Origin of the sequence: Streptomyces sp. NPDC015345 (assembly GCF_043078805.1) — a bacterium.
Taxonomy (GTDB): Bacteria; Actinomycetota; Actinomycetes; order Streptomycetales; family Streptomycetaceae; genus Streptomyces.
Window position 1 is genome coordinate 247,733 of the sequence record NZ_JBIBTX010000008.1, and the last position, 25,931, is coordinate 273,663.

The 25,931-nt window shown below is 73.4% G+C and carries 23 protein-coding genes; 13 read left to right on the forward strand and 10 right to left on the reverse strand.

Annotated features, from left to right (window positions below; genetic code table 11):
• Positions 1-5: 5 nt before the first annotated feature.
• The 7 genes from serC to ACF062_RS30795 all read right to left on the reverse strand — a co-directional run bounded on the left by serC (position 6) and on the right by ACF062_RS30795 (position 7,141).
• Positions 6-1,124, reverse strand: coding sequence for a phosphoserine transaminase (serC, locus tag ACF062_RS30765; RefSeq protein WP_392142894.1), 1,119 nt, complete (start codon positions 1,122-1,124; stop codon positions 6-8).
• 107 nt (positions 1,125-1,231) lie between these two features.
• Entirely contained in the window at positions 1,232-2,470 is a 1,239-nt protein-coding gene (locus ACF062_RS30770; protein ID WP_392142895.1) for a cytochrome P450, read from the reverse strand.
• Positions 2,467-3,729, reverse strand: coding sequence for a cytochrome P450 (locus tag ACF062_RS30775; protein WP_392142896.1), 1,263 nt, complete (start codon positions 3,727-3,729; stop codon positions 2,467-2,469). Before ACF062_RS30775 ends, ACF062_RS30770 begins: the two co-directional genes overlap by 4 nt.
• Positions 3,726-4,349: an ATP/GTP-binding protein gene (locus tag ACF062_RS30780; protein ID WP_223775285.1), complete on the reverse strand. Its 624-nt coding sequence runs from the start codon at positions 4,347-4,349 to the stop codon at positions 3,726-3,728. The genes ACF062_RS30775 and ACF062_RS30780 overlap by 4 nt, the downstream gene beginning before the upstream one ends.
• On the reverse strand, positions 4,330-4,686 hold the full coding sequence (locus ACF062_RS30785) for a DUF742 domain-containing protein (RefSeq protein ID WP_392143023.1): 357 nt from the start codon (positions 4,684-4,686) through the stop codon (positions 4,330-4,332). Before ACF062_RS30785 ends, ACF062_RS30780 begins: the two co-directional genes overlap by 20 nt.
• Positions 4,687-4,688: 2 nt before the next feature.
• Positions 4,689-5,141 (reverse strand): roadblock/LC7 domain-containing protein, encoded by a 453-nt coding sequence (locus ACF062_RS30790; protein WP_392142897.1) that lies wholly within the window; start codon positions 5,139-5,141, stop codon positions 4,689-4,691.
• A complete protein-coding gene (locus ACF062_RS30795; protein WP_392142898.1) occupies positions 5,138-7,141 on the reverse strand; it encodes a sensor histidine kinase in 2,004 nt (667 codons plus the stop codon). Before ACF062_RS30795 ends, ACF062_RS30790 begins: the two co-directional genes overlap by 4 nt.
• Before the next feature lie 188 nt (positions 7,142-7,329).
• Here ACF062_RS30795 and ACF062_RS30800 point away from each other — a divergent pair, with 188 nt between their 5' ends.
• From ACF062_RS30800 to ACF062_RS30850, 11 genes are all read left to right on the forward strand, one after another.
• A complete protein-coding gene (locus ACF062_RS30800) occupies positions 7,330-10,323 on the forward strand; it encodes an FAD-binding and (Fe-S)-binding domain-containing protein (protein ID WP_392142899.1) in 2,994 nt (997 codons plus the stop codon).
• Entirely contained in the window at positions 10,320-10,562 is a 243-nt protein-coding gene (locus ACF062_RS30805; RefSeq protein WP_392142900.1) for a hypothetical protein, read from the forward strand. Before ACF062_RS30800 ends, ACF062_RS30805 begins: the two co-directional genes overlap by 4 nt.
• 86 nt (positions 10,563-10,648) lie before the next feature.
• Entirely contained in the window at positions 10,649-11,656 is a 1,008-nt protein-coding gene (locus ACF062_RS30810; protein ID WP_392142901.1) for a DMT family transporter, read from the forward strand.
• A gap of 1 nt (position 11,657) precedes the next feature.
• Positions 11,658-12,044: a hypothetical protein gene (locus tag ACF062_RS30815; protein ID WP_392142902.1), complete on the forward strand. Its 387-nt coding sequence runs from the start codon at positions 11,658-11,660 to the stop codon at positions 12,042-12,044.
• A gap of 80 nt (positions 12,045-12,124) precedes the next feature.
• Positions 12,125-12,931 carry a TIGR03084 family metal-binding protein gene (locus ACF062_RS30820; protein ID WP_392142903.1) on the forward strand — a complete coding sequence of 269 codons (807 nt, stop codon included), beginning with the start codon at positions 12,125-12,127 and terminating at the stop codon, positions 12,929-12,931.
• A complete protein-coding gene (locus ACF062_RS30825; RefSeq protein ID WP_392142904.1) occupies positions 12,928-14,631 on the forward strand; it encodes an acyclic terpene utilization AtuA family protein in 1,704 nt (567 codons plus the stop codon). The genes ACF062_RS30820 and ACF062_RS30825 overlap by 4 nt, the downstream gene beginning before the upstream one ends.
• 34 nt (positions 14,632-14,665) lie before the next feature.
• Positions 14,666-16,270: an acyl-CoA carboxylase subunit beta gene (locus ACF062_RS30830; protein WP_392142905.1), complete on the forward strand. Its 1,605-nt coding sequence runs from the start codon at positions 14,666-14,668 to the stop codon at positions 16,268-16,270.
• Positions 16,271-16,281: 11 nt separating this feature from the next.
• Entirely contained in the window at positions 16,282-18,159 is a 1,878-nt protein-coding gene (locus ACF062_RS30835; protein ID WP_392142906.1) for a biotin carboxylase N-terminal domain-containing protein, read from the forward strand.
• Positions 18,156-19,346, forward strand: coding sequence for an acyl-CoA dehydrogenase family protein (locus ACF062_RS30840; RefSeq protein WP_392142907.1), 1,191 nt, complete (start codon positions 18,156-18,158; stop codon positions 19,344-19,346). Before ACF062_RS30835 ends, ACF062_RS30840 begins: the two co-directional genes overlap by 4 nt.
• A gap of 22 nt (positions 19,347-19,368) precedes the next feature.
• On the forward strand, positions 19,369-20,103 hold the full coding sequence (locus tag ACF062_RS30845; RefSeq protein WP_392142908.1) for an enoyl-CoA hydratase family protein: 735 nt from the start codon (positions 19,369-19,371) through the stop codon (positions 20,101-20,103).
• Positions 20,091-20,681 carry a TetR/AcrR family transcriptional regulator gene (locus tag ACF062_RS30850; protein WP_392142909.1) on the forward strand — a complete coding sequence of 197 codons (591 nt, stop codon included), beginning with the start codon at positions 20,091-20,093 and terminating at the stop codon, positions 20,679-20,681. Before ACF062_RS30845 ends, ACF062_RS30850 begins: the two co-directional genes overlap by 13 nt.
• Positions 20,682-20,693: 12 nt before the next feature.
• Here the strand turns inward: ACF062_RS30850 and ACF062_RS30855 are convergent, their stop codons facing one another.
• Positions 20,694-21,794, reverse strand: a complete 1,101-nt coding sequence (locus tag ACF062_RS30855) for a citrate synthase 2 (RefSeq protein WP_223775273.1) — start codon at positions 21,792-21,794, stop codon at positions 20,694-20,696.
• A 425-nt stretch (positions 21,795-22,219) separates the two neighbouring features.
• On the opposite strand from ACF062_RS30855, the gene pdxH reads away from it, so the two are divergent.
• Positions 22,220-22,855: a pyridoxamine 5'-phosphate oxidase gene (gene pdxH / locus ACF062_RS30860; RefSeq protein ID WP_392143024.1), complete on the forward strand. Its 636-nt coding sequence runs from the start codon at positions 22,220-22,222 to the stop codon at positions 22,853-22,855.
• A gap of 21 nt (positions 22,856-22,876) precedes the next feature.
• Here pdxH and ACF062_RS30865 read toward each other — a convergent pair whose 3' ends face one another.
• Together ACF062_RS30865 and ACF062_RS30870 are read right to left on the reverse strand one after the other, a co-directional pair.
• Positions 22,877-23,740, reverse strand: coding sequence for an alpha/beta fold hydrolase (locus tag ACF062_RS30865; protein ID WP_392142910.1), 864 nt, complete (start codon positions 23,738-23,740; stop codon positions 22,877-22,879).
• Positions 23,741-24,321: 581 nt separating this feature from the next.
• Complete coding sequence (locus ACF062_RS30870) at positions 24,322-25,014, reverse strand: metal-dependent transcriptional regulator (protein ID WP_392142911.1); 693 nt, start codon at positions 25,012-25,014, stop codon at positions 24,322-24,324.
• A gap of 149 nt (positions 25,015-25,163) precedes the next feature.
• Between ACF062_RS30870 and ACF062_RS30875 the strand changes: the two genes are divergently transcribed.
• Positions 25,164-25,928, forward strand: a complete 765-nt coding sequence (locus ACF062_RS30875; protein ID WP_392142912.1) for an SIS domain-containing protein — start codon at positions 25,164-25,166, stop codon at positions 25,926-25,928.
• The last annotated feature ends 3 nt before the right edge of the window (positions 25,929-25,931 follow it).

A 25,931-nucleotide genomic window follows, 5' to 3' on the forward strand; every position in this document is an offset into this window, starting at 1 on the left:
CGGAACTACAGCCGCTCGATCACATAATCAACGCACTCGGTGAGCGCAGCGACATCCGCAGGATCGATCGCCGGGAACATCGCCACCCGCAGCTGATTCCGCCCCAGCTTCCGGTACGGCTCCGTGTCCACGATGCCGTTGGCCCGCAGCGCCTTCGCCACCGCCGCCGCGTCAACCTCTTCGGAGAAGTCGATCGTGCCGATGACCTGCGACCGCTTGGCCGGGTCCGTGACGAACGGCGTCGCGTACTTGGACTCATCCGCCCAGCCGTACAGCGTGCGGGAGGACTCGGCGGTGCGGCCGGTGGTGAACCGCAGGCCGCCCTGGGAGTTCATCCACTCCAGCTGCTCGCCGAGCAGGAAGAGCGTCGCGAGCGCCGGGGTGTTGTACGTCTGGTTCTTGCGGGAGTTGTCGATCGCCGTCGGCAGGCTGAAGAACTCCGGTACGTGCCGGCCGGACGCGTGGATCCGCTCGGCGCGCTCGATCGCCGCCGGGGAGAACACGCCGATCCACAGACCGCCGTCCGAGGCGAACGACTTCTGCGGGGCGAAGTAGTAGACGTCCGTCTCGGCGATGTCGACCGGCAGGCCGCCCGCGCCGGACGTGGCGTCCACCAGGACCAGGGAGCCCTCGTCGGCGCCGGCGACGCGCTTGACGGGCGCCGCGACGCCGGTCGACGTCTCGTTGTGCGTGAAGGCGTACACGTCGACGCCCGCCTCCGCGGCGGGGTCCGGGTGCGTGCCCGGGTCGCTCGTGATCACGGACGGCTCGGCCAGCCACGGGGCGAGCTTCGCCGCCTTCGCGAACTTGGAGGAGAACTCGCCGAAGCTCAGGTGCTGCGACTTGTTCTCGATCAGTCCGTGCGTCGCCACGTCCCAGAAGGCGGTCGAGCCGCCGTTGCCCAGGATGACCTCGTACCCCTCGGGGAGGGAGAAGAGGTCCTTGACGCCCTCACGCACCCGGCCCACGAGGTTCTTGACCGGGGCCTGGCGGTGGGACGTGCCGAGCAGGGAGGTGCCGGTGGCGGCCAGGGCGTCCAGCGCCTCCGTCCGCACCTTGGAGGGGCCCGCGCCGAAACGTCCGTCGGCGGGCTTCATGTCAGCGGGAATCCGGATCTCAGCCACGGGGTGAGCCTAGCGGCTCAGGGCGCGGGGTTCTCCTGGTGTCCGGCCGCTGAGATCCACTGCCCCTTGGCCTCCACGCCACGGGACTCCGCCCCGGACCCCGCTCCTCAAACGCCGGAGGGGCTGGATTTGAGGCGCACCGGCAGCTCGTAGAGGTCGTTCTGGGTGACCACGGGCTTGTGCCGGAGTTCCGCGCGGGGGACCGCCAAGGTCAGGTCCGGGAAGCGTTCGTACAGGGCCGGGAGCGCCACGCCCGCCTCCAGGCGGGAGAGGGCCGCCCCGGGGCACACGTGCGGGCCGTGGCCGAAGGAGATGTGGCGGGTGGCGGACGCGCGGGTGACGTCGAACTCGGCCGCCGTGGGACCGTGGGCCTTCTCGTCCCGGCCGATCGCGCCGTACGAGACGATCAGCGCGTCCCCGGCGGGGATCACCTTGTCGCCGACGGATACGTCCTCGGCGGCGAAGCGGATCAGGACATGGGAGGTCGGCGTCGAGTGGCGCAGGGTCTCCTCCACCACCGCGTCCCAGCCGACCTGGCCCGCGCGGACGAGTGCGAGCTGCTCGGGGTGCGTGGAGAGGTTGACGACGGCGTTGACGATGAGGGAGATCGTCGTCTCGTGACCCGCCGCGACCATCAGCTGGAGCGTGGAGACGATCTCCTCGTCGGTGAGGCGGTCGCCGCCCTCGGAGGCCGCGATCAGCGCGCTGGTCAGGTCGTCGCCCGGCGCCGCGCGGCGGGCCGCCACGGTCCTGCCCATCATCGCGGCCAGCTCGCCGAGCGTCGCCACGACCTCCTCCGGCGGCGTCTGCGTGGAGAAGAACTTGTCGAACAGGACCTTCAGCCGCGGATGGTCGGCCTCGTCGATGCCCATCAGGTCGCTGATGACGTACATGGGCAGGGGATAGGCGAACGCGGCCTTCAGGTCGACCACTTCGGCGTCCGAGACGGCGAGTCTGTCCAGCAGGCCGTCCGTCAGCTCCGTGATCCGCTCCCGCATGCGCTCCACGCGGCGCGGCGTCAGCGCCTGCGCGACCAGCGACCGCAGCCGGCGGTGCTCCTCGCCGTCGACCGTCAGCATGGAACGGCCCGGGTTGGCGAGGCCGATCAGCGGCCAGTCGGCGGGTATCTCGCCGCGCCGCCAGGCGCCCCAGACCTCGATGTCCTTCACCAGCCGCTTGTCGGTGAGGAGTTGCCGCGCCTCCGCGTGGTGCGTGACCGCCCACACCGGCACACCTCCCGGCAGCTCCGCCTCGACGAGCGGGCCCGCCGCGAGCAGCCGGGCGCTCTCACCGTCCAGGTCGGTGACGAACGGGTCCAGGGCGATTCTGGCGGGGTTGTCGGTCACTTGAGGTCTCCAAACGCTGAGGTCGGGGTCGGGTTGAAGCTCACCGGCAGATCGGTGAGGCCGCGCAGCCACGGCGACGGGCGGCGGGTCAGGTCCCGCGCGGGCACCGCCAGATCGAGGTCGGGCAGCCGGTCGAGGAGCACCTCGATGCCGGTCCGCGCGACGGCCTCGGCGACCTCCTGGGCGGGGAAGGGGCAGCGGTGCTCGCCGTGGCCGAAGGCGAAGTGGGCGCTGTTGCCGCCGGTCAGGGCGGAGCCGTCGGTGCGCACCTGCGGGTCGGCGTTGGCGGCGCCGAGGCCGAGCAGCAGCAGGTCACCGGCGTGCACGCGGCGACCGCCGAGCTGCGTGTCCCGTGAGGCCCAGCGGCCCGCGACGTTCTGGGTGGGGGTGTCCTCCCACAGGACCTCGTTCATGGCCTCGGCGACACTGTGCCGACCGCCGAAGAGGGAGGCGGCGAAGCGGTCGTCGGTGAGCATCAGCCGCAGCGAGTTGCCGATCCAGTCGGCGGTCGGCTGGTGCCCGGCGGCCATCATCACCATCAGGTCCTGCGCGATCTCCTCGTCGCTGAACCCGTCCGCGCCGTCCGTGAGCTGTGTCCGCAGCATGTACGAGGCCACGTCCTCGCCCGGCGCCTCGTGCTTGTCGGCGATGAGCCGCGCCATCGACGACGCGAGGTGCTGCTGGCCCGCGAGCGCCCGCTCACGGCCGTCGATCATGTCGTTCATGGCGGTGACCAGGGCGGGGCCCTGCTCGTCCGGGAAGCCGTAGATGCGGGCCAGGACCCGCACCGGCAGCAGCATCGCGTACTCGGCGATCAGGTCGGCGGCGCCCTTGCCGCAGAACCGGTCGATCAGCTCGTCCGCGAACTTCTCGGCGTGCGCCTTCAGCTCGAACGGGTCGACGGCCTCCAGCGCCTGCGCGATCATCGCGGCCCGCCGGGTGTGCCGCTCGCCCACGGTGTAGAGGATCGACGGCTGCTTGTGGCCGATCATCGGGAGCAGCGGCCAGTCCGCGGGGATGTTCGGCCACTGGTTCCACAGCTCGGAGTCGCGGCTGAACAGCACCGGGTCGGCGGTGACCTGGTGCAGCTCGCGGTAGCCGAGCACCAGCCAGGCCGGCACGTCGCCGTCGAGCAGCACGGGCGCCACGGGCCCGTGGTCGCGGCGCATCTCCCGGTAGAGCTGGGCGGGTTCGGTGGCGAAGCGGGGGCCGGAGAGCGGGACGGGACCGGGTGTGGCGCCGGTCGCGGGGCAGGTCACTGGGCGTACTCCTGAGGGGCGTTCAGCTGAGCGACGTACAACGTCTTGAGGTGTTCCACGAGCGTGATCAGTACGTCCTTGCTGGACTGCCGGGAGCGCGCGTCGCAGTCGACGAGCGGCACCCCGGGGTCGAGGTCGAGGGCCTCACGCACCTGCTCGGGGGTGTACGCGGGCCCGCCGAAGTCGTTGCGGGCCACGATGAACGGCGTGCCGTGGTGCTCCAGGCGGTCGATCGCGTACCAGGAGTCCGACAGGCGCCGGGTGTCGACGAGGACGACCGCGCCGAGAGTCCCTGCGAAGAGGCGGTCCCACAGGAACCAGAAGCGTTCCTGGCCGGGGGCGCCGAAGAGGTACAGGACATTGCGGGCGTCGAGTGTGATGCGCCCGAAGTCGAAGGCGACCGTGGTGGACGTCTTGGCGCCGAGCCCGGCCAGGCCGCCGGTCTCGTCGATGCCCTTGCCGGCCTGCGTCATCGTCTCCTCGGTGTTGAGGGGACGGATCTCGCTGACGGAGCGGACCAGCGTCGTCTTGCCGACGCCGAAGCCGCCGACCACGACGATCTTCAGGCCGTTGTCGGCGGTCGCGGTCAGCTCCCGGCGTTCAGAGGTTGCGGAGTCCAACGAGCACCTGCTCCAGGAGTTCGGAATCGGGAAGGCTGTGGGTGGGGCCCGAGCGGGGGTGGCGGGCGCTGATCCGGCCCGCGTCCAGCAGGTCGGAGAGCAGGATGCGGGTGATGCTCACGGGCAGGCCGAGTTCGGCGGCGATCTCCACGACCGCAGTCGGCAGGCGGCACATCCGCAGGATCGCGGCGTGCTCGGACTGCATGCCGGGCATCGGACCGGACTCGGCGACGATGAGGGTCACCAGGTCGAAGGGGGCGTCGGGCGCCGACCGGCTGCGTCCGCCGGTGAGGGTGTACAGCCGGTCGGGGGAGTCGTCCCGGCCGGGGCGGCCCACGCTCATGCGGTGGGCCGGCTGCCGGGGCCGCCGCCCGCGCGGGGCGCGGCGCGCAGATGCTCGCCGAGCTGCTCGACCAGTTCGCTCATCGTGTGGCCCACCAGGCCCGCGTCGGCGTCCTCGTCGGCGACGAGCGCCAGGTGCGCGCCCTCGCCGGCCTCGACGATGAAGAGGATGCCGCCGTAGAACTCGGCCATCGCCGAGCGCACCCCGCCGGTACCGTCGCCGAACTCGGCGGACGCGCCGTGCGACAGCGACTGGATGCCGGCGGCTATCGCGGCGAGCTGGTCGGCCTGGTCGACGGAGAGCTCCGGGGTGCGGCACAGCTTCAGGCCGTCCCGGGAGAGCACGAGGGCGTGCCGGGCGCCGGGGGTGCGCTCCAGGAGGCCTTCGAGGAGCCAGGTCAGCTTGGCGTCGGTGGTGGTGCCGGGGGCCGGGGAAGCGGTGGTGGTCATCGAGGGGTGTCGCCTTCCGGGTGCTCGGGGGATGCGGGGTCGGCCGTCGGAGCGGGGCGGACGGCCTGGCGGAAGCTGCTGAAGCGGGCCGCCGTGGTGGCGGCGTCCGCGGGGCGCGGCCGCGGGTGCTCCCCCGTGTCGCTGGTGTCACCGCCGGCACGGGCCCGCTCGGCGGCGGCGAGGGTACGGCCGCGGGGGCGCTTGGGGAGCGGGATGGTTTCGGTGGGTGTGTCCAGGGCGGTGCGGGGGGTGGGGGTGCCCTCGGCCGCGGACTCGTGGGTGGGGACGGGGTCGCGGTCCACGCGGTCGAGGCCGGGGTCCGGGGTGTGGGTGTGGGGGTACGCGGGCCGGGGCTCGGGGTGGGTTTGCTGCGGTTGCGGTTGCGGCTGCGGGTGCGCGGGTCGCGGTTGGGGCGTGGTCGTCGGCTGGGCCGCCGGGGCTGGGGCCGCGGGCTGGGCCGTGGTGCCCGCCGTGGGTGTGGGGCTGTCAGGGGTGTGGGCCGGGGGCTGAACCGAGGGTGCCGACTGGGCCACGTGCTGGGGTGTGGCCGCGGGCTGGGCCGGAGCCGCGTGCCGGGCCGGGGTCAGGGCCGCGGGGCCGGTGGAGGCCGCGGGCGCGGTCGGAGCTGCGGGCTCGGTGAGGTCTGCGGGCTCGGTGGAATCCGCAGAGCTGGTTAGAGCGGCAGGCCCGCTGGAACCCGCAGAGCCGGTCAGAGCCGCAGGCCCGGTGAGAGCCGCAGGGCCCGGCAGAGCCGCCGGGCGGGCCGGAGGGGCCGGTAGGGACGAAGACGGGCTCGGGGTCGGGTCCGAGGGGCGGGAGAGGAGTTCCTGCGGGATGAGCAGGAGGACGCCCGTGCCGCCGCGCGCCGAGGGGCGGAAGGACACCGTCAGGTTGTACTTGCGTGCCAGCCTGCCGACCACCGCGAGGCCGAGCCGCGTGCCGGACAGGCCGCCGAGGCCCGTCGCCTCGCCGGACACGGCACGCTCGGCGCGGCGCAGCTGCACCGGTCCCATCACCAGGCCGCTGTCCTCGACGGAGACGATGACACCGGCCGCCACCTCCTCGATGTACACATGTACTTCGGAGGTCGGCGGCGAGAAGTTCGCGGCGTTGTCGAGCAGTTCGGCCAGGGCGTGCATGACGCCCTCGGCGGCGTGGCCCGCCACCGCGACCTCGCTGGCGGAGTGGATCCGTACGCGCTGGTATCCGCCGATGCGGCCCATCGCGCCGCGCAGGATCGACTCCATGACGATCGGCTTGGCCCAGCGGCGGCCGGAGCGGGCGCCGGTGAGCACCGCCACCGAGTCGGCGATGCGGCCGGCCTGCGCGGTCCTGTGGTCCAGGTGGAGGAGGTCGGTGAGCACGTCCTCGTCCGCGTGCCGGCCCTCCATCTCCCGCAGGTCGGCGAGGGTACCGGTGGCCAGGGCCTGCATCCGCCCCGCCGCGTTGGCGCACGCGGCAAGCGCGGCGGCCCGCTCGGACTCGGCGGTGCGCAGCCGCGCCGTCAGCTCAGTCCGTACGCGCGTGTGCTCGGCGGTGAGCTCCTCCTGCACCCGGGCGTTCTCCGCGGTCAGTTCCGCCTTGACGCGGCTGTTCTCGGCGGCCAGCTCGGTCCGTACGCGCGTGTGCTCGGCGGTGAGGTCGGCCACCTCACGCGCGTGCGCGGCGGTGAGACGGGCGTGCTCCTGCCCGAACTCGGCGGCTCTGCGCGCCTGTTCCTGCTGGAGGCGGCCCGCCTCCTGGCGCTCGGCGGCAAGGTGGCGCCGGGCCAGGGAGAGCGCCCGCAGGGCGTGGAAGGCGACGGTCACCGCGACGCTGAACGCGAGCGCCGCAGCTCCCGCCCCCCAGGCCAGGGGGGCCCGCGCGGACGCGGGCGCGAGGGCGGCGGCCGTACCGGCGAGCACCGCGGTGACGAGGGCACAGGCCAGCAGGACGAACGCGGAGGGACGCAGCGGAGGGCGCTCCGTCCCGGGGCGCGCTATGGGGGTTGGCGCGGTCATCAATCGGGGTCCTCGATCGGAAGCGACACACTCTGCTCGAACGTGCTCGGGCTTGCTCAAGCTCTGCTCAAGTTGTGGTCACTATAGGAGAGTTGGTGCCCATGGTGGGAATGTTCCCTTCCGGATCCTGATATTTCGGGTGTGGCGGGGTGGCCCCAGGGGGTGCGCGCGGAGGCATTCTGAGCCGTATGAGCGATCTCCGCAGTGACTCCGGCAGTGACCCCGGCGGCCTGGAGCGGGACCTGCGCGCGGCCGTGCGCGGCGCGGTGGACCTCTCCGTGACCGCGCGGGCCCTGCACACCATGGACGCCTCCAACTACCGTCGGGTGCCCGCCGCGGTGGTCGCCCCGCACGACGCCGACGACGTGGCGGCGGCGCTCGACGTCTGCCGGCGGCGGGGCGTGCCGGTGGTGGCGCGCGGAGCGGGCACGTCGATCGCCGGGCAGGCGACGGGTCTCGGCGTCGTCCTCGACTTCACCCGGCGGATGAACCGGATCGTCTCCCTCGACCCCGAGGCGCGGACCGCCGTGGTCCAGCCGGGGGTGATCCTCGACGACCTGCGCGCGGCGGCGGCCCCGCACGGCCTGACGTTCGGCCCGGATCCGTCCACGCACAGCCGGTGCACGCTGGGCGGGATGATCGGCAACAACTCGTGCGGGTCGCACTCGGTGGCCTGGGGGACAACGGCCGACAACGTCCACTCCCTGTCCGTCATCAGCGGCCGGGGCCACACCCTCCGCCTCGGGCAGGGCTGGACCGGGGCCCCCGAAGGCCTGCGCCCCCTCATCGACGACCACCTGGCCCTCCTGCGCACCGGCTACCCCGACCTGCCGCGCCGCATCTCCGGTTACGCCCTCGACGCCCTCCTCCCCGAACGCGGCCCCGACCTCGCCCGCGTCTTCTGCGGCTCGGAGGGCACACTCGGCCTCCTCACCGAAGCCGCCGTGCGGCTCGTCGAGGCGCCGCGCGCACGAGCGCTCGCCGTCCTCGGGTACGCCGACGAGAGCGCCGCCGCCGAAGCCGCCGTCGGCCTCCTGCCCCACGGCCCCCTGACCGTCGAGGGCATGGCGGCCGACCTCGTCCGGGGCGCGGGCCCCCGGGAGAGCGTCCTGCCCAGGGGCGGCGCCTGGCTGTTCGTGGAGACGGGCGGCGAAAGCCCGGCCGAGGCACGCGCGCGGGCCGAGACGATCGTGCGCGCCGCCGACGTCCTGGACGCCGTGGTCGTCGACGACCCGGCCGGGCAGCGCGCGCTGTGGCGCGTACGGGAGGACGCCAGCGGCACCGCCACGCGCATCACCGACTACAGCACCGACTACATCACCGACAACATCGCCCACGGCGGCGGCGACGCGTCCGGGCGGGGCCGGGGCTTCGGCACAGAGGCCTGGCCCGGCTGGGAGGACTGCGCCGTGCCCCCGGCCCGCCTCGGCGCCTACCTGCGCGACTTCCGGGCGCTGCTCGCCGAGCACGGCCTGCGCGGCACCCCGTACGGGCACTTCGGGGACGGCTGCATCCACGTACGCATCGACTTCGACCTGATCACCCCCGAAGGCGTGGCCCGCTTCCGCCGGTTCTCCGAGGAGCTGGCCGACGTCGTCGTCGCGCACGGCGGCTCGCTCTCCGGTGAGCACGGCGACGGGCAGGCCCGCGCCGAGCTGCTGCCGAAGATGTACGGGCCCGAACTCGTCGCTCTCTTCGCCCGTGTGAAGGACGTCTGGGACCCCGATGGCCTGCTCAACCCGGGCATGCTGGTGCGGCCCGCGCCCCTCGACACGAACCTGCGGTTCACGCCCCTGCCGCGCGAGCCCGTCGACGTCGCCTTCGGCTACCCCAGTGACGGCGCCGACGGCGGCGACTTCGCCGCGGCGGTCAGGCGGTGCGTGGGCGTCGCCAAATGCCGTACGACGAAGGTGGCATCGCCCACCGGCGTCATGTGCCCGTCCTTCCGGGCCACGGGCGAGGAGGAGCACTCCACGCGCGGCAGGGCGCGGCTGCTGCACGAGATGCTGGCGGGCGAGGTGGTGACGGACGGCTGGCGTTCGACGGAGGTCAGGGACGCGCTCGACCTCTGCCTGTCCTGCAAGGGCTGCCGCTCGGACTGCCCGGTGGGCGTCGACATGGCCACGTACAAGGCGGAGTTCCTGCATCACCACTACGAAGGGCGCCGCAGGCCCGCCGCCCACTACGCGATGGGGTGGCTGCCGCGCTGGCTGCGGTTCGTCGCCGCCACGCGCACGGCCCCGGTCCTCAACGCCCTCGCGCGGATCGGCCCGTTGGCGGCGCTCGGCAAGCGGCTCGGCGGGATCGCGCCGGAGCGGTCGATTCCGCCGGTGGCGCCGCGCACGCTCCGTCAGTGGTGGCGCGGCAGGCCGAGGGACGGGAGCCGCCCCGCGTCGGTCGTGCTCTGGCCCGACACCTTCACCGACCACCTCTCGCCCTCCGTGGGACGCGCCGCGGTACGGGTCCTGGAGGACGCCGGGCTGACCGTCGCGCTGCCGCCGGAAGGTGTGTGCTGCGGGCTGACGTACGTCTCGACGGGGCAGCTCGACCTGGCGCGCGCGGTGCTGCGCGCCACCCTGGACCGCGTGGCCCCGCTCTTGGCGGCCGGCACACCGGTGGTCGTCCTGGAACCGAGTTGCGCGGCGGCCCTCAGGACGGATCTGGTCGAGCTGCTGGGCGACGATCCGCGCGCGCACCGCCTCGCCGCGTCCGTGCGGACCTTCGCGCAGGCCCTCGAAGAACTGGCGCCGCGGTGGCGGCCGCCGCACGTCGGACGCCCGGCGGTCGGCCAGACGCACTGTCACCAGCACGCGGTCCTCGGCGACGCGGCGGAACGGCGGCTACGGGCGAAGGCGGGCATCGAGGGCGAGCTGAGCGGCGGCTGCTGCGGGCTCGCCGGGAACTTCGGGTTCGAGCAGGGGCATTACGAGGTGTCCGTGACCTGCGCGGAGGAGCAGCTGCTGCCCTCGGTGCGCCGGGCGCCGGACCGCGCGGTGGTCCTGGCCGACGGTTTCTCCTGCCGGACCCAGCTGGGGCAACTGGCGGGGGTGCGGGGGTGGCACCTGGCGGAGGTCCTCGCGGGCGCGCTGGAGCGGACCGGCCGGGACGAAGGTCCCGGACAGAAGGGTCATTCGTGGGTAGGGCGGAAGGGTCCATTCCGGAAGGATCGGAACGGTTCTTGATCTCTGCCGGGGTGTCGGTCGGCCGGCCGGGCGAGGTGCGGCGCCGCCAGATCGCCGCCATCGACGCCGAGCGCCGGGACAGCGTGCTGACGTCGGTCCTGGACGCCGTGGACGACACCGTCCGCGGGCTCACCGGGCGGGAGCTCGTCGCACTCGACGACTACGAACGTAAGGCCCTGGTCAAGGACTTCTCGGTGGCCTTCCGCACAGCGCGGGGGAACGCCGTCGGCACCCACTGAGCCGTACGGGGGCATGGTCTATTACCTTGTACGGTGGAGTCCAGCAAACTGGACTCGGAACGACCAGCGTCAGGAAAGGCTCAGGCGTGAACGTCTCGCGCAGCGATCAGGCGGCACCGGCGGCTGCCCCCGGAGTGGCCCCCGTGGTGGCCCAGCAGCCGGAGGTCGCGAGCGCCGAGGCCGCCGCCGCGCCCCGAGGCGGGCTCCGCGCCCGGCTCGGGCCGGTCGGGCTCGTCCTCGCGGGCGGGATCTCCGTGCAGTTCGGCGGCGCGGTCGCCGTGAGCGTGATGCCGCGCGTCGGAGCGCTCGGCATCGTGACGCTGCGGCTCGCCTTCGCCGCGCTCGTGCTGCTCGCCGTGTGCCGGCCGAAGCTGCGCGGGCATTCGCGGGCCGACTGGGGCACGGTGGTCGCCTTCGGCGTGGTCATGGCCGGCATGAACGGCCTCTTCTACCAGTCCGTCGCCCGCATCCCCATGGGCCCCGCCGTCACCCTGGAAGTCCTCGGACCGCTCGCGCTCTCCGTCATCGCCTCGCGCCGCGCGGTGAACCTCATCTGGGCCGGGCTGGCCCTCTGCGGCGTCTTCCTGCTGGGCGGGGGCGGCTTCAGCGGCCTCGATCCGGCCGGTGTCGCCTACGCGCTCGGCGCGGGCGCGATGTGGGCCGCGTACATCGTCTTCAGCGCGCGCACCGGACGGCGCTTCCCGCAGGCCGACGGGCTGGCGCTCGCGATGGTGGTCGCGGCGGTGGTGTTCCTGCCGCTCGGGATCGTGGAGTCCGGGGCGAAGCTCGTCGAACCGGGCACGCTGGCGCTGGGCGCGGTGGTCGCCGTCATGTCGTCCGTGCTGCCGTACACCCTCGAACTCCTCGCGCTGCGGCGCCTTCCCGCGCACACCTTCGCGATCCTGATGAGCCTGGAGCCGGCCATCGCCTCCGTCGCCGGATTCCTCGTCCTCAGCCAGGCCCTGTCGATCGCGGAGGCGCTGGCGATCTCCCTGGTCATCGCGGCGAGCATGGGCGCGGTGCGGACGCAGGTGGGCCGGGGCGGGGGCCGGAGGCGGGCGGACGCCAAGGCCGTGCGGAAGACGGAGGGCTGAGATGGCCGCCGGCCTGTCCGGGGAGGGGCCCGGAGCGTTCAAGGAGATGCGCGACGCCCTCGCGCTGATGGCGGCCGCGCACATGGACAGGCCCTTCCCGCCCGGCGCCCGCGGCCGGGATGTCGCGGGCCAGGACCTGGTGCTGCTCGACGCGGACGCCTACGCCTACTCGGCCGGCGTCCTCAAGGGCCCCCTTCCCGACCGGCGGTACGCGGAGTTCACGCGGCTGGTGGCGGTGTTCGACGCGGTCCTCCCGGCGCTCGACGACCCGTACGCCGCCGGGTACTACACCCGGCTGCGTGACATGGCCGTCCTGGCCCTGAAAGTCGAGGCCCTGCGGCGGAAGCAGGGCCCCTCGAAGTCCCGTGCGGGACGGGCGCGCGCATAAAACCATGCAAGCACGCTTGCTTGTTTCGGTCGGCACTGCCATGCTCCCAGGACTCCGCCATCCCGCGAGGGGAGCGTCCCATGTCCGATGCCCTGTCCGTGCTCGACGACCTGCGCAGCGAGAGCGAGGAACTCGACCGGCTCGTCGCGGAGTTGGACGAGGGCCGCTGGGTCCTCGCGACGCCCGCGCCCCGCTGGACGATCGCCCACCAGATCGCGCACCTCGCCTGGACCGACCGGGCCGCCCTGCTCGCCGCCACCGACCCGGTGGCCTTCGCCGCCGAGGCCGAGAAGGCCGCGGCTAACCCGGGCACGTTCGTGGACGAGGGCGCCGAGGAAGGGGCCGCGCTGCCGCCCGCCGAGCTGCTCGACCGCTGGCGGACCGGGCGCGACGCGCTGTGGCGGGTCCTGGCCGAGGCCCCCGCCGGGACCCGGCTGCCCTGGTACGGGCCGCCCATGGCCGTGCCGTCCATGGCGACCGCGCGGCTCATGGAGACCTGGGCGCACGGGCAGGACGTGGCGGACGCCCTCGGCGTGACACGGGCGCCGACGGACCGGCTGCGGCACGTCGCGCGGATCGGGGTCCGGGCGCGGGACTTCGCCTTCGCCGTGCGCGGGGCCGCGGCGCCGGTCGGGGAGTTCCGCGTCGAGCTGACCTCGCCCGTGACGGGAGAGGTGTGGGCGTACGGCCCCGAGGGCGCCGCCCAGCGCGTGACGGGTCCCGCGCTCGACTTCTGCCTGCTGGTGACGCACCGCGCACACCGCACCGACCTGGCGTTGCACGCCGAGGGCCCGGACGCCGACCGCTGGCTCGACCTCGCCCAGGCCTTCGCGGGCCCCTCGGGCGAGGGACGCGCGCCGCGTCACGGGCGGGGAGGCGGGGCGTGACCCGGCGGCCTCTGCGGGTCGGCAACGGCTCGGGGTTCTACGGTGACCGGTTCGACGCCCTGCGCGAGATGCTGACCGGCGGTCACCTCGACGTCCTGACCGGTGATTACCTCGCCGAGCTGACCATGCTGATCCTCGGCCGCGACCGGCTCAAGGACCCCTCACGCGGGTATGCCAAGACCTTCCTGCGGCAGCTGGAGGAGTGCCTCGGCACCGCCCACGAACGCGGCGTGAAGATCGTCACCAACGCGGGCGGCCTCAATCCGGCGGGGCTCGCCGACGCCGTGCGCGAGCTGGCAGGGCGGCTCGGCGTCCCCGTACGCGTCGCGCACGTCGAGGGCGACGACCTCGGCGGGCCCCGCTTCCCCGGCACCCTCACCGCGCACGCCTACCTCGGCGGCGCCGGCATCGCGGCCTGCCTGGACGCCGGTGCCGATGTGGTCGTCACCGGACGCGTGAGCGACGCCGCCCTGGTCAGCGGGCCTGCCGCCGCGCACTTCGGATGGGCGCCGGACGCGTATGACCGGCTCGCGGGCGCGGTCGTCGCCGGGCACGTCCTGGAGTGCGGCACCCAGGCCACCGGCGGCAACCACGCCTTCTTCGCCGAGCACGCCCCGGAGGCCGTGCGCCGCCCCGGCTTCCCCCTCGCCGAGATCCACGAGGACGGCTCGGCCGTCATCACCAAGCACGAAGGCACCGGCGGCTTCGTCGACGTCGGCACCGTCACCGCGCAGCTCCTCTACGAGACGCAGGGCGCCCGGTACGCGGGCCCGGATGTCACCGCCCGCCTCGACACGCTCACCCTCACCCAGGAGGGCCCGGACCGCGTACGGATCGACGGCGTGCGCGGCGAGGCGCCGCCCCCGACGCTGAAGGCCGGCCTGACCCGGCTCGGCGGCCACCGCAACGAGGTCGTCTTCGTCCTCACCGGCCTCGACATCGAGGCCAAGGCCGCCCTCGTCCGCGCCCAGCTGGAGGACGCCTTCGACCGCGCCAAGTCCCGCCCCGCCGAGGTCCGCTGGGAGCTGTCCCGCACCGACCGCTCCAACGCCGCCACCGAGGAGACCGCGTCCGCCCTGCTGCGGCTCGTCGTGCGCGACCCCGACGCGGACACGGTGGGCCGCGTGATCGGCGGCGCCGCGGTCGAACTCGCCCTCGGCAGCTACCCCGGCTTCCACGTGACCGCGCCGCCCGGCAAGGCCGCCCCCTACGGCGTCTTCGAGGCGGCGTACGTCGAGCGGTCCGCCGTCGAGCACGTGGCGGTCCTGCCGGACGGCGAGCGGCGCCCGGTGCCGTCCGGCGACGACGACACCCTCGTACTGGACGACGTGCCGCCACCACCCCTCCCGGAACCCCTGCCACCGGGCCCCACCCGCCGCGCCCCCCTCGGCCTCGTCGCCGGGGCCCGCAGCGGCGACAAGGGCGGCGACGCCAACGTCGGCGTATGGGCACGCACCGACGACGCGTGGCGGTGGCTCGCCCACGAGCTGACGGTGGCCCGCTTCCGGGAGCTGCTCCCGGAGACCGCCGACTTGACCGTCGTACGCCATGACCTGCCGAACCTGCGCGCCCTGAACTTCGTCGTCGAGGGCCTGCTCGGTGAGGGCGTGGCCGCGCGGGCCCGCTTCGACCCCCAGGCCAAGGGCCTCGGCGAATGGCTGCGCGCCCGCCATGTGGACATCCCGGAGGAGCTGCTGTGAGCCCGCAGGACCGAACACCGCCGGAGGTACCGCTGTGACCGTCCTCGCCTCCGCGCTCGACCCCGCGAGCGCCGAGTACGCCGAGCACCGCGCCGCCATGCTGGAGAAGCTGGCCGCGCTCGACGCCGAGCAGGCCAAGGCCCTGGAGGGCGGCGGCGACAAGTACGTCCAACGCCACCGCAAACGCGGCAAGTTGCCGGCCCGGGAGCGCATCGAGTTGCTGCTCGATCCCGACACGCCCTTCCTGGAGCTGTCGCCGCTGGCGGCCTGGGGCAGCGACTACCCCGTCGGCGCCTCCATGGTCACCGGCATCGGCGTCGTCGAGGGCGTCGAGTGCCTGATCACCGCCAACGACCCGACGGTCAGGGGCGGCGCCTCCAACCCCTGGACGCTGAAGAAGGCCTTCCGGGCCCATGAGATCGGGCACGCCAACCGGCTGCCGTCGATCCACCTCGTGGAGTCCGGCGGCGCCGACCTGCCGTCCCAGAAGGAGATCTTCATCCCGGGCGGCGCCCTCTTCAAACACCTCACGCGGTCCTCGGCGGCCGGGATCCCGACCGTCGCCGTCGTCTTCGGGAACTCCACGGCGGGCGGCGCGTACGTCCCCGGCATGTGCGACCACGTGATCATGGTCAAGGAGCGCGCGAAGGTCTTCCTCGGCGGGCCGCCGCTGGTGAAGATGGCGACCGGCGAGGAGAGCGACGACGAGTCGCTCGGCGGCGCCGAGATGCACGCCCGCACCTCCGGCCTCGCCGACCACCTCGCCGAGGACGAGCGCGACGCCCTGCGCCAGGCCCGCCGGGTCGTCTCCCGCCTCAACTGGCGCAAGGCGTACGCCGACCCGCACCCGCTCACCGTCGAGCCGCCCAAGTACGACGAGGACGAACTCCTCGGCATCGTCCCCGACGACCTGAAGAAGCCCTTCGACCCGCGCGAGGTCATCGCACGCGTCGTCGACGGCTCCGACTTCGACGAGTTCAAGCCGCTGTACGGGGCCTCACTGGTCACCGGCTGGGCGCGGCTGCACGGCTATCCCGTCGGCATCCTCGCCAACGCCCAAGGCGTGCTGTTCAGCGAGGAGTCGCAGAAGGCCGCCCAGTTCATCCAGCTCGCCAACCAGCGCGACATCCCGCTGCTGTTCCTGCACAACACCACCGGCTACATGGTCGGCAGGGAGTACGAGCAGGGCGGCATCATCAAGCACGGCGCGATGATGATCAACGCGGTGAGCAACTCGCGCGTGCCGCACCTGTCCGTCCTCATGGGGGCGAGTTACGGCGCCGGTCACTACGGCATGTGCGGCCGCGCCTACGACCCCCGCTTCCTCTTCGCCTGGCCGAGCGCGAAGTCCGCCGTCATGGGCCCGCAGCAGCTCGCCGGCGTCCTGTCGATCGTGGCCCGCGCGTCGGCCGCCGCGAAGGGGCAGCCGTATGACGACGAGGCCGACGCGGGGCTGCGGGCCATGGTGGAGCAGCAGATCGAGGCTGAGTCGCTGCCGATGTTCCTCTCCGGGCGGCTCTACGACGACGGGGTCATCGACCCGCGCGACACCCGCACCGTCCTCGGTATCTGCCTGTCCGCGATCCACACCGCCCCCTTCGAGGGCGCGCGCGGCGGCTTCGGCGTCTTCCGGATGTGAGGAACTCCCCGATGATCACTTCCCTGTTGGTGGCCAACCGCGGCGAGATCGCCTGCCGCGTCTTCCGCACCTGCCGCGACCTCGGCATCGCCACCGTCGCCGTGTACTCCGACGCCGACGCGGACGCCCTGCACGTGCGCGAGGCCGACACGGCGGTACGGCTGCCCGGCTCGGCGCCCGGTGAGACGTATCTGCGCGGCGACCTCGTCGTGAAGGCCGCGCAGGCCGCGGGCGCCGACGCCGTCCACCCCGGCTACGGCTTCCTCTCCGAGAACGCCGCCTTCGCGCGCGCCGTCCAGGACGCTGGCCTGACCTGGATCGGCCCGCCGCCCGAGGCGATCGAGGCCATGGCGTCCAAGACGCGCGCCAAGGAGCTGATGGGCGTCGAGCCGCTCGGCGAGGTCACCGAGGCCGACCTGCCGGTGCTCGTGAAGGCGGCCGCGGGCGGCGGCGGGCGCGGCATGCGCGTCGTACGTGACATGGCCGATCTGGCGGGGGAGCTGGCGGCGGCGCGGGCCGAGGCCGCGAGCGCCTTCGGGGACGGCGAGGTGTTCGTCGAGCCGTACATCGAGGGCGGACGGCACGTCGAGGTGCAGCTCATGGCCGACGCGCACGGCACCGTGTGGACGCTCGGCACCCGCGACTGCACCCTCCAGCGCCGCCACCAGAAGGTCATCGAGGAGTCCCCGGCGCCCGGCCTCGCCCCCGAACTGGTCGCGGAACTGCACGCCCAGGCGGTGCGGGCCGCGCGCGTGACCGAGTACCGCGGCGCGGGCACCGTCGAGTTCCTGGTGGCCGGCGGCCGGGCGCACTTCCTGGAGATGAACACCCGCCTCCAGGTCGAACATCCCGTCACCGAGGCCGTGTTCGGCGTCGACCTGGTGGCGCTCCAGATCCGGGTCGCCGAGGGGCACGCCCTGGAGGAGGAGCCGCCACCCGCGCGCGGGCATGCCGTCGAGGCCCGCCTGTACGCCGAGGACCCGGCGGCCGGATGGGCCCCGCAGACCGGCACCCTGCACCGCCTGGACATGCCGGGCGTACGCCTCGACACCGGCTACACGGACGGCGACGCGATCGGCGTCCACTACGACCCGATGCTCGCCAAGGCCGTCGCGTACGCACCCACCCGCGCCGAGGCCGTGCGGAAGCTCGCGGGCGCCCTGGAGCGGGCCACGGTCCACGGCCCGGTCACCAACCGCGACCTGCTCGTACGCTCCCTGCGGCACCCGGAGTTCACCGGCGCCCGCATGGACACCGGCTTCTACGACCGGCACGCCACCGCGCTCACGGCCGCCGCCCCCGACCCGCACGCCCCGCTGGCGGCCGCCCTCGCCGACGCGCACGGCCGCTCCCGGTTCGGCGGCTGGCGCAACCTCCGCTCGCAGCCCCACCTCAAGCGCTACCGCACCGAGGCCGACGGCGCCGAGCACGAGGTCCGCTACGACCACACCCGGAGCGGCCCGACCGCCGAGGGGGTGCGGGTCCTCGCCGTGACGCCCACCCGCGTCGAGCTCGAAGTGGACGGCGTCCGGCGGAAGTTCACGGTCACGCGGTACGGAGACCGGGTGCACGTCACCACCGCACGCGGCGACACCGCCCTCACCGCACTGCCCCCGCTCCCCGAACCCGCCGCCCGCCGCGCCCCCGGCTCACTGCTCGCCCCCATGCCCGGCACCGTCGTCCGCGTCGCCGAAGGGCTCGCCGAGGGCGCGGCCGTCACGGCCGGGCAACCCCTCGTCTGGCTGGAGGCCATGAAGATGGAGCACCGCGTCTGCGCTCCCGCCTCCGGCACGCTCACCGCGCTGCACGCCGCACCCGGCCGCCAGGTCGAGGTCGGCGCCCTGCTCGCCGTCGTCCAGGCCGCCGCCGAACCGGAGGAGTCCGCATGAGCCCCGCCCGCCCCACCGCCCGCAACACCGTCCTGGAGACCGAGGAGCACCAGGCCCTGCGCGCCGCCGTCGCCGCCCTCGGCAAGCGCTACGGCCGCGACTACATGACCCGCGTCGTGGCGAACGACGGCCACCCCACCGAGCTGTGGGCGGAGGCGGCGAAGCTCGGCTACCTCGGCGTGAACCTGCCCGAGGAGTACGGCGGCGGAGGCGGCGGCATCGCCGAACTCTCCATCGTCCTGGAGGAGTTGGGGGCCGCAGGCTCCCCGCTCCTGATGATGGTCGTCTCACCCGCCATCTGCGGCACCGTCATCGCCCGCTTCGGCACCGAGGCGCAGAAGCGGGCCTGGCTGCCCGGCCTCGCCGACGGCTCCCGCACCATGGCCTTCGGCATCACCGAGCCGGACGCGGGCTCCAACTCCCACCGCATCACCACCACGGCCCGCCGCGACCCCGACTCCGGCGACTGGCTCCTGACCGGCCGCAAGGTGTTCATCTCCGGCGTCGACATCGCCGACGCCACCCTCATCGTCGGCCGGACGTCGGACACCCGCACCGGCAGCCTCAAGCCGTGCCTGTTCATCGTCCCGCGCGACACCCCCGGCTTTGAACGGCGGCAGATCGCCATGGAGCTCCAGGCGGCCGAGAAGCAGTTCGAGCTGGTCCTCGACGATGTACGGCTGCCCGCCGACGCGCTCGTCGGCGACAAGGACGCGGGCCTCCTCCAGCTCTTCGCGGGCCTGAACCCCGAGCGGATCATGACGGCCGCCTTCGCGCTCGGCATGGGGCGGTACGCGCTGCACCGCGCCACCGAGTACGCGAAGGAGCGCAGTGTCTGGAAGACACCCATCGGCGCCCACCAGGCCATCGCGCACCCCCTCGCGCAGTCCCACATCGAGATCGAGCTGGCCCGCCTGATGACGCAGAAGGCCGCCCGCCTCTACGACGACGGCGAGGACATGGCCGCGGGCGAGGCCGCGAACATGGCCAAGCTGGCCGCCGCCGACGCCTGTGTGAAGGCCGTCGACCAGGCTGTGCACACCCTCGGCGGCAACGGCCTCACCAAGGAGTTCGGCCTCGCCTCGCTCATCGTCGCCTCCCGCGTGGCCCGCATCGCCCCCGTCAGCAGGGAGATGATCCTCAACTACGTCTCCCACCAGACGCTCGGCCTGCCCAAGTCGTACTGAGAGCCGTACTGAGGAGCCCCCCATGAGCCTTGTCGTCTCCTCGCCGCAGCGCGGCATCGTCACCGTCACCCTGGACTTCCCCGAGCGCCGCAACGCGCTCTCGGCGGCCCTGGTGGGCGCGCTCGCCGAGGCACTCCACGACCTCGGCGCGGACCCCGGCGTCCGCGCGGTCGTCCTCACCCACACCGGGACGACGTTCTGCGCCGGGGCCGACCTGCGCGAGCCGCCGGACCCCCGGGACTTCGTACGGCTGCTGCGGCAGATCGTCCAGCTGCCGAAACCGGTCCTCGCCCGGGTGGCCGGGCATGTGCGGGCGGGCGGGCTCGGGCTGCTCGGCGCGTGCGACCTCGCGGTGGCCGGTCCTGGCGCCTCCTTCGCGCTCACGGAGGTACGCGTCGGGGTCGCGCCCGCCGTCATCTCCCTGACGCTGCTGCCCCGCCTCGACCCGAGCGCCGCCGCCCGCTACCACCTCACCGGAGAGCGCTTCGACGGGGCGGAGGCGGCCCGGACCGGCCTCGTCACCGCGTACGCCGATGACGTGGACGCGGGACTCCAACCGATGCTCGACGGGCTGCGCAAGGCGGCGCCCGGCGCCCTGGCCGAGACGAAGAAGCTGCTCACGGCTAAGGTGCTCGACGCATTCGACGCACACTCGGACGCCCTGGTCGCCCTGTCCGCGCGGCTCTTCGGTTCCGCCGAGGCACGGGACGGGGCGGGGGCGTTCCTCGAACGACGGGAGCCCCCATGGGTGCTGTGACCACCGCCGACCGGGCGCCCAAGCAGGACCGCAGCCGCGCCACGCGGCAGAAGCTCCTCCAGGCCGCCGTGTCCTGCCTCGCCGAGCACGGCTGGGCGGGCTCCACGGTCTCCGTGGTCGCCGAGCGGGCCGGGGTCTCGCGGGGCGCCGCCCAGCACCACTTCCCGACCCGCGAGGACCTCTTCACGGCCGCCGTGGAGTACGTCGCCGAACAGCGCTCCACGGCCCTGCGCGCGCTGCCCGCCCAGGACCCGGCCTCGGTGGTCGCCGCTCTGGTCGACCTCTACACCGGCCCGCTGTTCCGGGCGGCGCTCCACCTCTGGGTGGCCGCGTCGAACGAACCCCAGCTGGGCTCGCGCGTCACGGAACTCGAAGCCCGCGTCGGCCGCGAGACGCACCGCATAGCGGTGGAACTCCTCCATGCCGACGAGTCGCGCCCCGGCGTCCGCGAGACCATCCAGGGCCTGCTGGACATGGCACGGGGCCTCGGCCTGGCGAATCTGCTGACGGACGACGGGGCGCGCAGGGAGCGGGTGGTGGCGCAGTGGACGGTGCTGGTCAGCTCGGCGCTGGCCTGAGCGGCACGGGCCTCAGCGGGTGATGTCCCCGAACCCCTCGATCTCCTGGGGGCCACGCGAACCCGGCCCCACATAACGCGCGGACGGCCGGACCAGCCGCCCCGTCCGCTTCTGTTCCAGGATGTGCGCCGACCATCCGGCGGTCCTCGCGCACGTGAACATCGACGTGAACATGTGCGCCGGGACCTCGGCGAAGTCCAGGACGATCGCCGCCCAGAACTCCACGTTCGTGGCGAGGACCCGGTCGGGACGGCGCGCGTGCAGCTCGTCCAGGGCCGCCTTCTCCAGTGCCTCGGCGACCTCGAAGCGCGGCGCCCCCAGCTCACGGGCGGTGCGCCGCAGCACCCGCGCGCGCGGGTCCTCGGCCCGGTACACGCGGTGCCCGAAGCCCATCAGCCGCTCGCCCTTGTCCAGCGCCTGCTTCACGTACGCCACCGCGTCGCCCGTACGCTCGATCTCCTCGATCATGCCGAGGACCCGGGACGGCGCCCCGCCGTGCAGCGGCCCCGACATGGCGCCGACGGCCCCGGACAGCGCCGCCGCCACGTCCGCGCCGGTGGAGGCGATGACGCGGGCGGTGAACGTGGAGGCGTTCATGCCGTGCTCGGCGGCCGACGTCCAGTACGCGTCGACGGCCTGCACGTGCTTGGGGTCGGGCTCGCCGCGCCAGCGCTTCATGAACCGCTCGACGACCGTCTCGGCCTTGTCGATCTCCCGCTGCGGCACCATCGGCAGGCCCTGGCCGCGCGCCGACTGGGCGACGTAGGACAGGGCCATGACGGCGGCGCGGGCCAGGTCCTCGCGGGCCTGCTGCTCGTCGATGTCCAGGAGGGGACGCAGGCCCCACACGGGCGCGAGCATGGCGAGCGCGGACTGCACGTCCACGCGGATGTCCCCGGAGTGCACCGGGATGGGGAAGGGCTCGGCGGGCGGCAGGCCGGGGTTGAAGGCGCCGTCGACGAGCAGGCCCCACACGTTCCCGAAGGAGACGTGGCCGACCAGGTCCTCGATGTCGACGCCGCGGTAGCGAAGCGCGCCGCCTTCCTTGTCCGGTTCGGCGATCTCCGTCTCGAACGCGACGACTCCTTCAAGTCCGGGTACGAAGTCGGACATCAGGCGGCTCCTCGTGATGGGTTCGACAGGGTGGTGGGCGAAGTGAAGAGGTTGCTGTCAGCTCAGACGGTTGCTATCAGCTCATGACCATGCGTCAAAGGTGGACGGTTACGATCCGGTTCCGCGGTCGAGTACGCCGAGTACGCCAGTATCCGGCGCCCCGGCCGACTCGCGGTCCGGAACGGCCATCCCGGTGATGCCCCGCGCGGCGGGTGGTCACCCCCACCGATCGCGGCAGCAGGACGATATCCCTTGGTGCCATCTTTGGCGATGGAATGCGGCACTCAGTGCCAGACGTCACCTCCTCGCAGCACCGTACGCCGCCGCCCCCGGGAGCCCCGCGAGCCGTACTTCGTATACGGCAAGATGACCGTGTGACCGACTCCAGTGCCTCCCTTCCAGAACCGCTTCCCGAGCCGGCCGGCATGCGTGCGCATTACGTCACCGAGGGGCTCGCCGAGGCCGACCTGCCCGCCGGGCCAATGGAACAGTTCGCGCACTGGTTCAAGGAGGCCGTACGCGACACGGACGCCATCCACGAGCCGAACGCCATGGTCGTCTCCACGGCCGACACCGAGGGCAGGCCCAGCTCCCGCACGGTGCTCCTGAAGGGCTTCGACGAGCGCGGCTTCGTCTTCTTCACCAACTACGACTCCCGCAAGGCCCGCGAGCTCGCCGCCAACCCGCACGTCTCGCTGCTCTTCCCCTGGCACGCCATGGCCCGCCAGGTCATCGTCTCCGGCACCGCGACGCGCGTCGGGCGCGAGGAGACGGTCGCCTACTTCCGCACCCGCCCGCACGGCTCCCAGCTCGGCGCCTGGGCCAGCGCCCAGTCGTCGGTCCTCGCCTCACGGGACGAACTGGACCGTGCGTACGCCACGTTGGCGGCCCGCTATCCCGAGGGCGAGCAGGTCCCAGCGCCGCCGAACTGGGGCGGCTTCCGGGTGGCCCCCCGGGAGGTGGAGTTCTGGCAGGGCCGCTGGAACCGCCTGCACGACCGGCTGCGGTACGTACGCGGCGAGGGCGGTCAGGGGTGGCGGGTGGAGCGCCTCAGCCCGTGAGCCCGGCCCTCCCGGCCCGCCCTATCCCGTCAGGACGCCGTCCAGGAACGGCTCGATGGCCGCGCGCCAGGCGTCCGGCTGGTCGTAGTGGACGAGGTGACCGGCGTCGGCCACCTCGGCGTACTGCCCGCGGGGCAGCACACGGACCATCTCCTGGGACTCGGCGCGGCCCAGCTCGCCGTCGAGGCCACGGACGACGAGTGCGGGGCAGCGGACCTGGATCAGCTCCTCCCAGTGCGCGTCGTGCACCCACGTCTCACGGGACCGCAGCATCTGGGCGGGGTCGAAGACCGGCCGCCAGCCGTCAGGCCCCTCGGCCATCACCTCGGCGAAGAACGCGCCCCGCGAGGGGTTGGGACGCTCCACCCAGGGGTCGTCCTCGCCGAACCACTTGCGCACGTCGGCGAGGGTCGCGAACGGCACGGGCCAGGACTCGAACCAGGCCTCCCACTCCCGCTGCGAGGCCGCGCCCAGCGCGGAGGCCCGCATGTCGCAGATGATCAGGCCCCGGACGAGGTCGGGGCGGCGGGCGGCCAGCTGCCAGGCGGTGAGCGCGCCCATGGAGTGGCCGATGAGGACGGCGGGCGCGAGGCCGAGCTGCGTGAGGGCGGCCTCGGCGTCGGCCACGTAGGCCTCGCGGGTGTAGGGGCCCTGGGGGAGCTTCTCGCTCTGGCCGTGGCCGCGCTGGTCGAGGGCGATGGCGCGGTGCCGCTCGGAGAGCCAGCGGGCCGTGCCCGCCCAGTGGGAGGCCCGGCCCATCAGGCCGTGCAGCAAAAGCACCCCGCCCGGTGCTCCCTCGGCCTCCCTCGGCTTGGGAGGATCGGCGAACTCCCAGGCGGCGAGGCGTACGCCACCCGCGCCCGTCACGTCGATGCGCCGCACCATGATTCCTGGCACCCCCCTTGATTCCACTCGGGATCCACGCCTGGTCCTGCCTCGCACCCCCGCACGCTATCGAACTCCCTTTCGAAAGCGGCGGGTTCGCGGGTAACACCCCTCGTTCGGGTGACCACGCTCAGGGATTGACGGGCGTGGCCGAGGGGAGATCTTCATCGGGAGGCGGGCCGCTCGGGGACACGGGCCCGTGGGGAACGACCCTGAGAGCTCGGGGCTCCGGGTCGGTACAGGGGAGGACAGGCCCCGGCGCCTTCGGGCGCCGGGGCCCTCGCGTCCCGGACCATCAGACGGGCACATCCTCCGCCCCCTCTCCGGCCGCACGGCAAGACTGTCGGCGGTGCGGCGCCGACACGGTCAAGAGCCCTCAGGTCATATGCCTCTTGCGACAGCCTCGCACGCAAAACGCTCCCGCGCTGCGATTCCGCACACTGAATCTTGGACTCCGCTAGAACTCGCGGAGATCGCGGAGACTTGTCAACTTTCCCTGTGGCAGCGGAAGTTGACCCCAGTGCCCGCACGCGACGACCTGTACCCCACCCCCGTGGGGCCGCCGCGTGCCCACGCGGGCCTCAGCGCTTGGCGACGAAGACGTGCGAGGCGATCTCCGAGGACAGCTCCGCGGCCTCACCGCTGCTGCCCACGAGCACGCCGCCCGGCGACTCCGTCACGCTCACCACGGAGCCCGGCTGCACGCCGGCCCGCCGCAGCGTGTACATCAGCTGGGCGTCCGTCTGGATCGGCTCGCCGATGCGGCGCACGACGACCGTCTTGCCCTCGGCGCCCGGGTCGAGCTCCGTGAGGGAGACCATCCCCTCGTCCAGGAACGGGTCCGCGCCGTCCTTCTCGCCCAGCTCCTCCAGGCCCGGGATCGGATTGCCGTACGGCGACTCGGTGGGGTGGCGCAGCAGCTCCAGGACGCGGCGCTCCACCGCCTCGCTCATCACGTGCTCCCAGCGGCACGCCTCGGCGTGGACCTGCTCCCATTCGAGCCCGATCACGTCGACGAGCAGGCACTCCGCCAGGCGGTGCTTGCGCATCACGCGGGTGGCCAGGCGGCGGCCCTCGTCGGTGAGCTCCAGGTGGCGGTCGCTGGCGACCGCCACCAGGCCGTCGCGCTCCATGCGCGCCACGGTCTGGCTCACCGTCGGTCCGCTCTGGTCGAGCCGCTCGGCGATCCGGGCGCGCATGGGGACCACACCTTCCTCCTCCAGTTCGAGGATGGTGCGCAAATACATCTCAGTGGTGTCAATCAGCCCCGACATGGGTGCCCCTCAGAATCGCTCGTGCGCTGGCCCTGCCCTCAATTCTGACGCATACCACCGACAACCGTGCCGCGCCGTGGGAAAACCGGCCCCCGGGCGTCCGGAGAACCTGTTGACAGGGCGCTGGTCCAGACCGCAACGTGATGCGAATGAGCTCCAAGAGCGAGAGCAAACCGGTCGGTCAGTATTTCGACGCCGCCATCGGCCTGCTCCAGCGGGTCCGCGACGAGGAGTCCGGGAACATCACGGAGGCGGGCACCCTGCTCGCCGACGCGGTCGCGTCCGGCGGGCGCCTCTTCGCCTTCGGCGCAGGGCACTCCTCGCTCGCCGCGCAGGACGTCGTCTACCGCGCGGGCGGCCTCGCCCTGATGAACCTCCTCGCCGTGCCCGGCGTCGTCGGCGTCGACGTGATGCCCGCCACCCTCGGCTCCGCCCTGGAGCGCGTCGACGGCCTCGCGGGCGCCGTCCTGGACTCCTCGCCGGCCCGCTCCGGCGACGCCCTCGTGATCATCTCGCTCTCCGGGCGGAACTCTCTGCCGGTGGAGATGGCGATGAACGCCCGCGCGCTCGGCCTCAAGGTCATCGGCGTCACCTCCGTGGCGTACGCCACGGAGACCAAGTCACGCCACGTCTCGGGCACCTTCCTCAAGGACCACTGCGACGTGGTGATCGACTCGAAGATCGCGGTGGGGGACGCCGAGCTGACCCTCGACGGCGTCGACGCGCCGTTCGGCCCCGCCTCCAGCGTCGTGACGAACGCGCTGATGCAGGCCATGGTCGCCGCCGCCATCGAGGAACTGGCCTCGCGGGGCATCCAGCCGCCGCTGCTCCGGTCCGGGAACGTGGACGGCGGCCACGACTGGAACGGCCGCGTCTTCCAGGAGTACGGCGACCGGATCTTCTACCGGCACTGAAGG

Excerpts from the sequence above, each read along its gene's own strand:
- ACF062_RS30865 (WP_392142910.1), bottom strand. The coding sequence starts at position 23,740 with ATGGTGCGGCGCATCGACGTGACGGGCGCGGGTGGCGTACGCCTCGCC.
- ACF062_RS30800 (WP_392142899.1), top strand. The coding sequence starts at position 7,330 with ATGAGCGATCTCCGCAGTGACTCCGGCAGTGACCCCGGCGGCCTGGAG.
- pdxH (WP_392143024.1), top strand. The coding sequence starts at position 22,220 with ATGCGTGCGCATTACGTCACCGAGGGGCTCGCCGAGGCCGACCTGCCC.
- ACF062_RS30795 (WP_392142898.1), bottom strand. The coding sequence starts at position 7,141 with ATGACCGCGCCAACCCCCATAGCGCGCCCCGGGACGGAGCGCCCTCCG.
- ACF062_RS30845 (WP_392142908.1), top strand. The coding sequence starts at position 19,369 with ATGAGCCTTGTCGTCTCCTCGCCGCAGCGCGGCATCGTCACCGTCACC.
- ACF062_RS30840 (WP_392142907.1), top strand. The coding sequence starts at position 18,156 with ATGAGCCCCGCCCGCCCCACCGCCCGCAACACCGTCCTGGAGACCGAG.
- ACF062_RS30815 (WP_392142902.1), top strand. The coding sequence starts at position 11,658 with ATGGCCGCCGGCCTGTCCGGGGAGGGGCCCGGAGCGTTCAAGGAGATG.
- ACF062_RS30835 (WP_392142906.1), top strand. The coding sequence starts at position 16,282 with ATGATCACTTCCCTGTTGGTGGCCAACCGCGGCGAGATCGCCTGCCGC.
- ACF062_RS30855 (WP_223775273.1), bottom strand. The coding sequence starts at position 21,794 with ATGTCCGACTTCGTACCCGGACTTGAAGGAGTCGTCGCGTTCGAGACG.
- ACF062_RS30790 (WP_392142897.1), bottom strand. The coding sequence starts at position 5,141 with ATGACCACCACCGCTTCCCCGGCCCCCGGCACCACCACCGACGCCAAG.
- ACF062_RS30850 (WP_392142909.1), top strand. The coding sequence starts at position 20,091 with ATGGGTGCTGTGACCACCGCCGACCGGGCGCCCAAGCAGGACCGCAGC.
- ACF062_RS30875 (WP_392142912.1), top strand. The coding sequence starts at position 25,164 with ATGAGCTCCAAGAGCGAGAGCAAACCGGTCGGTCAGTATTTCGACGCC.
- ACF062_RS30820 (WP_392142903.1), top strand. The coding sequence starts at position 12,125 with ATGTCCGATGCCCTGTCCGTGCTCGACGACCTGCGCAGCGAGAGCGAG.
- ACF062_RS30870 (WP_392142911.1), bottom strand. The coding sequence starts at position 25,014 with ATGTCGGGGCTGATTGACACCACTGAGATGTATTTGCGCACCATCCTC.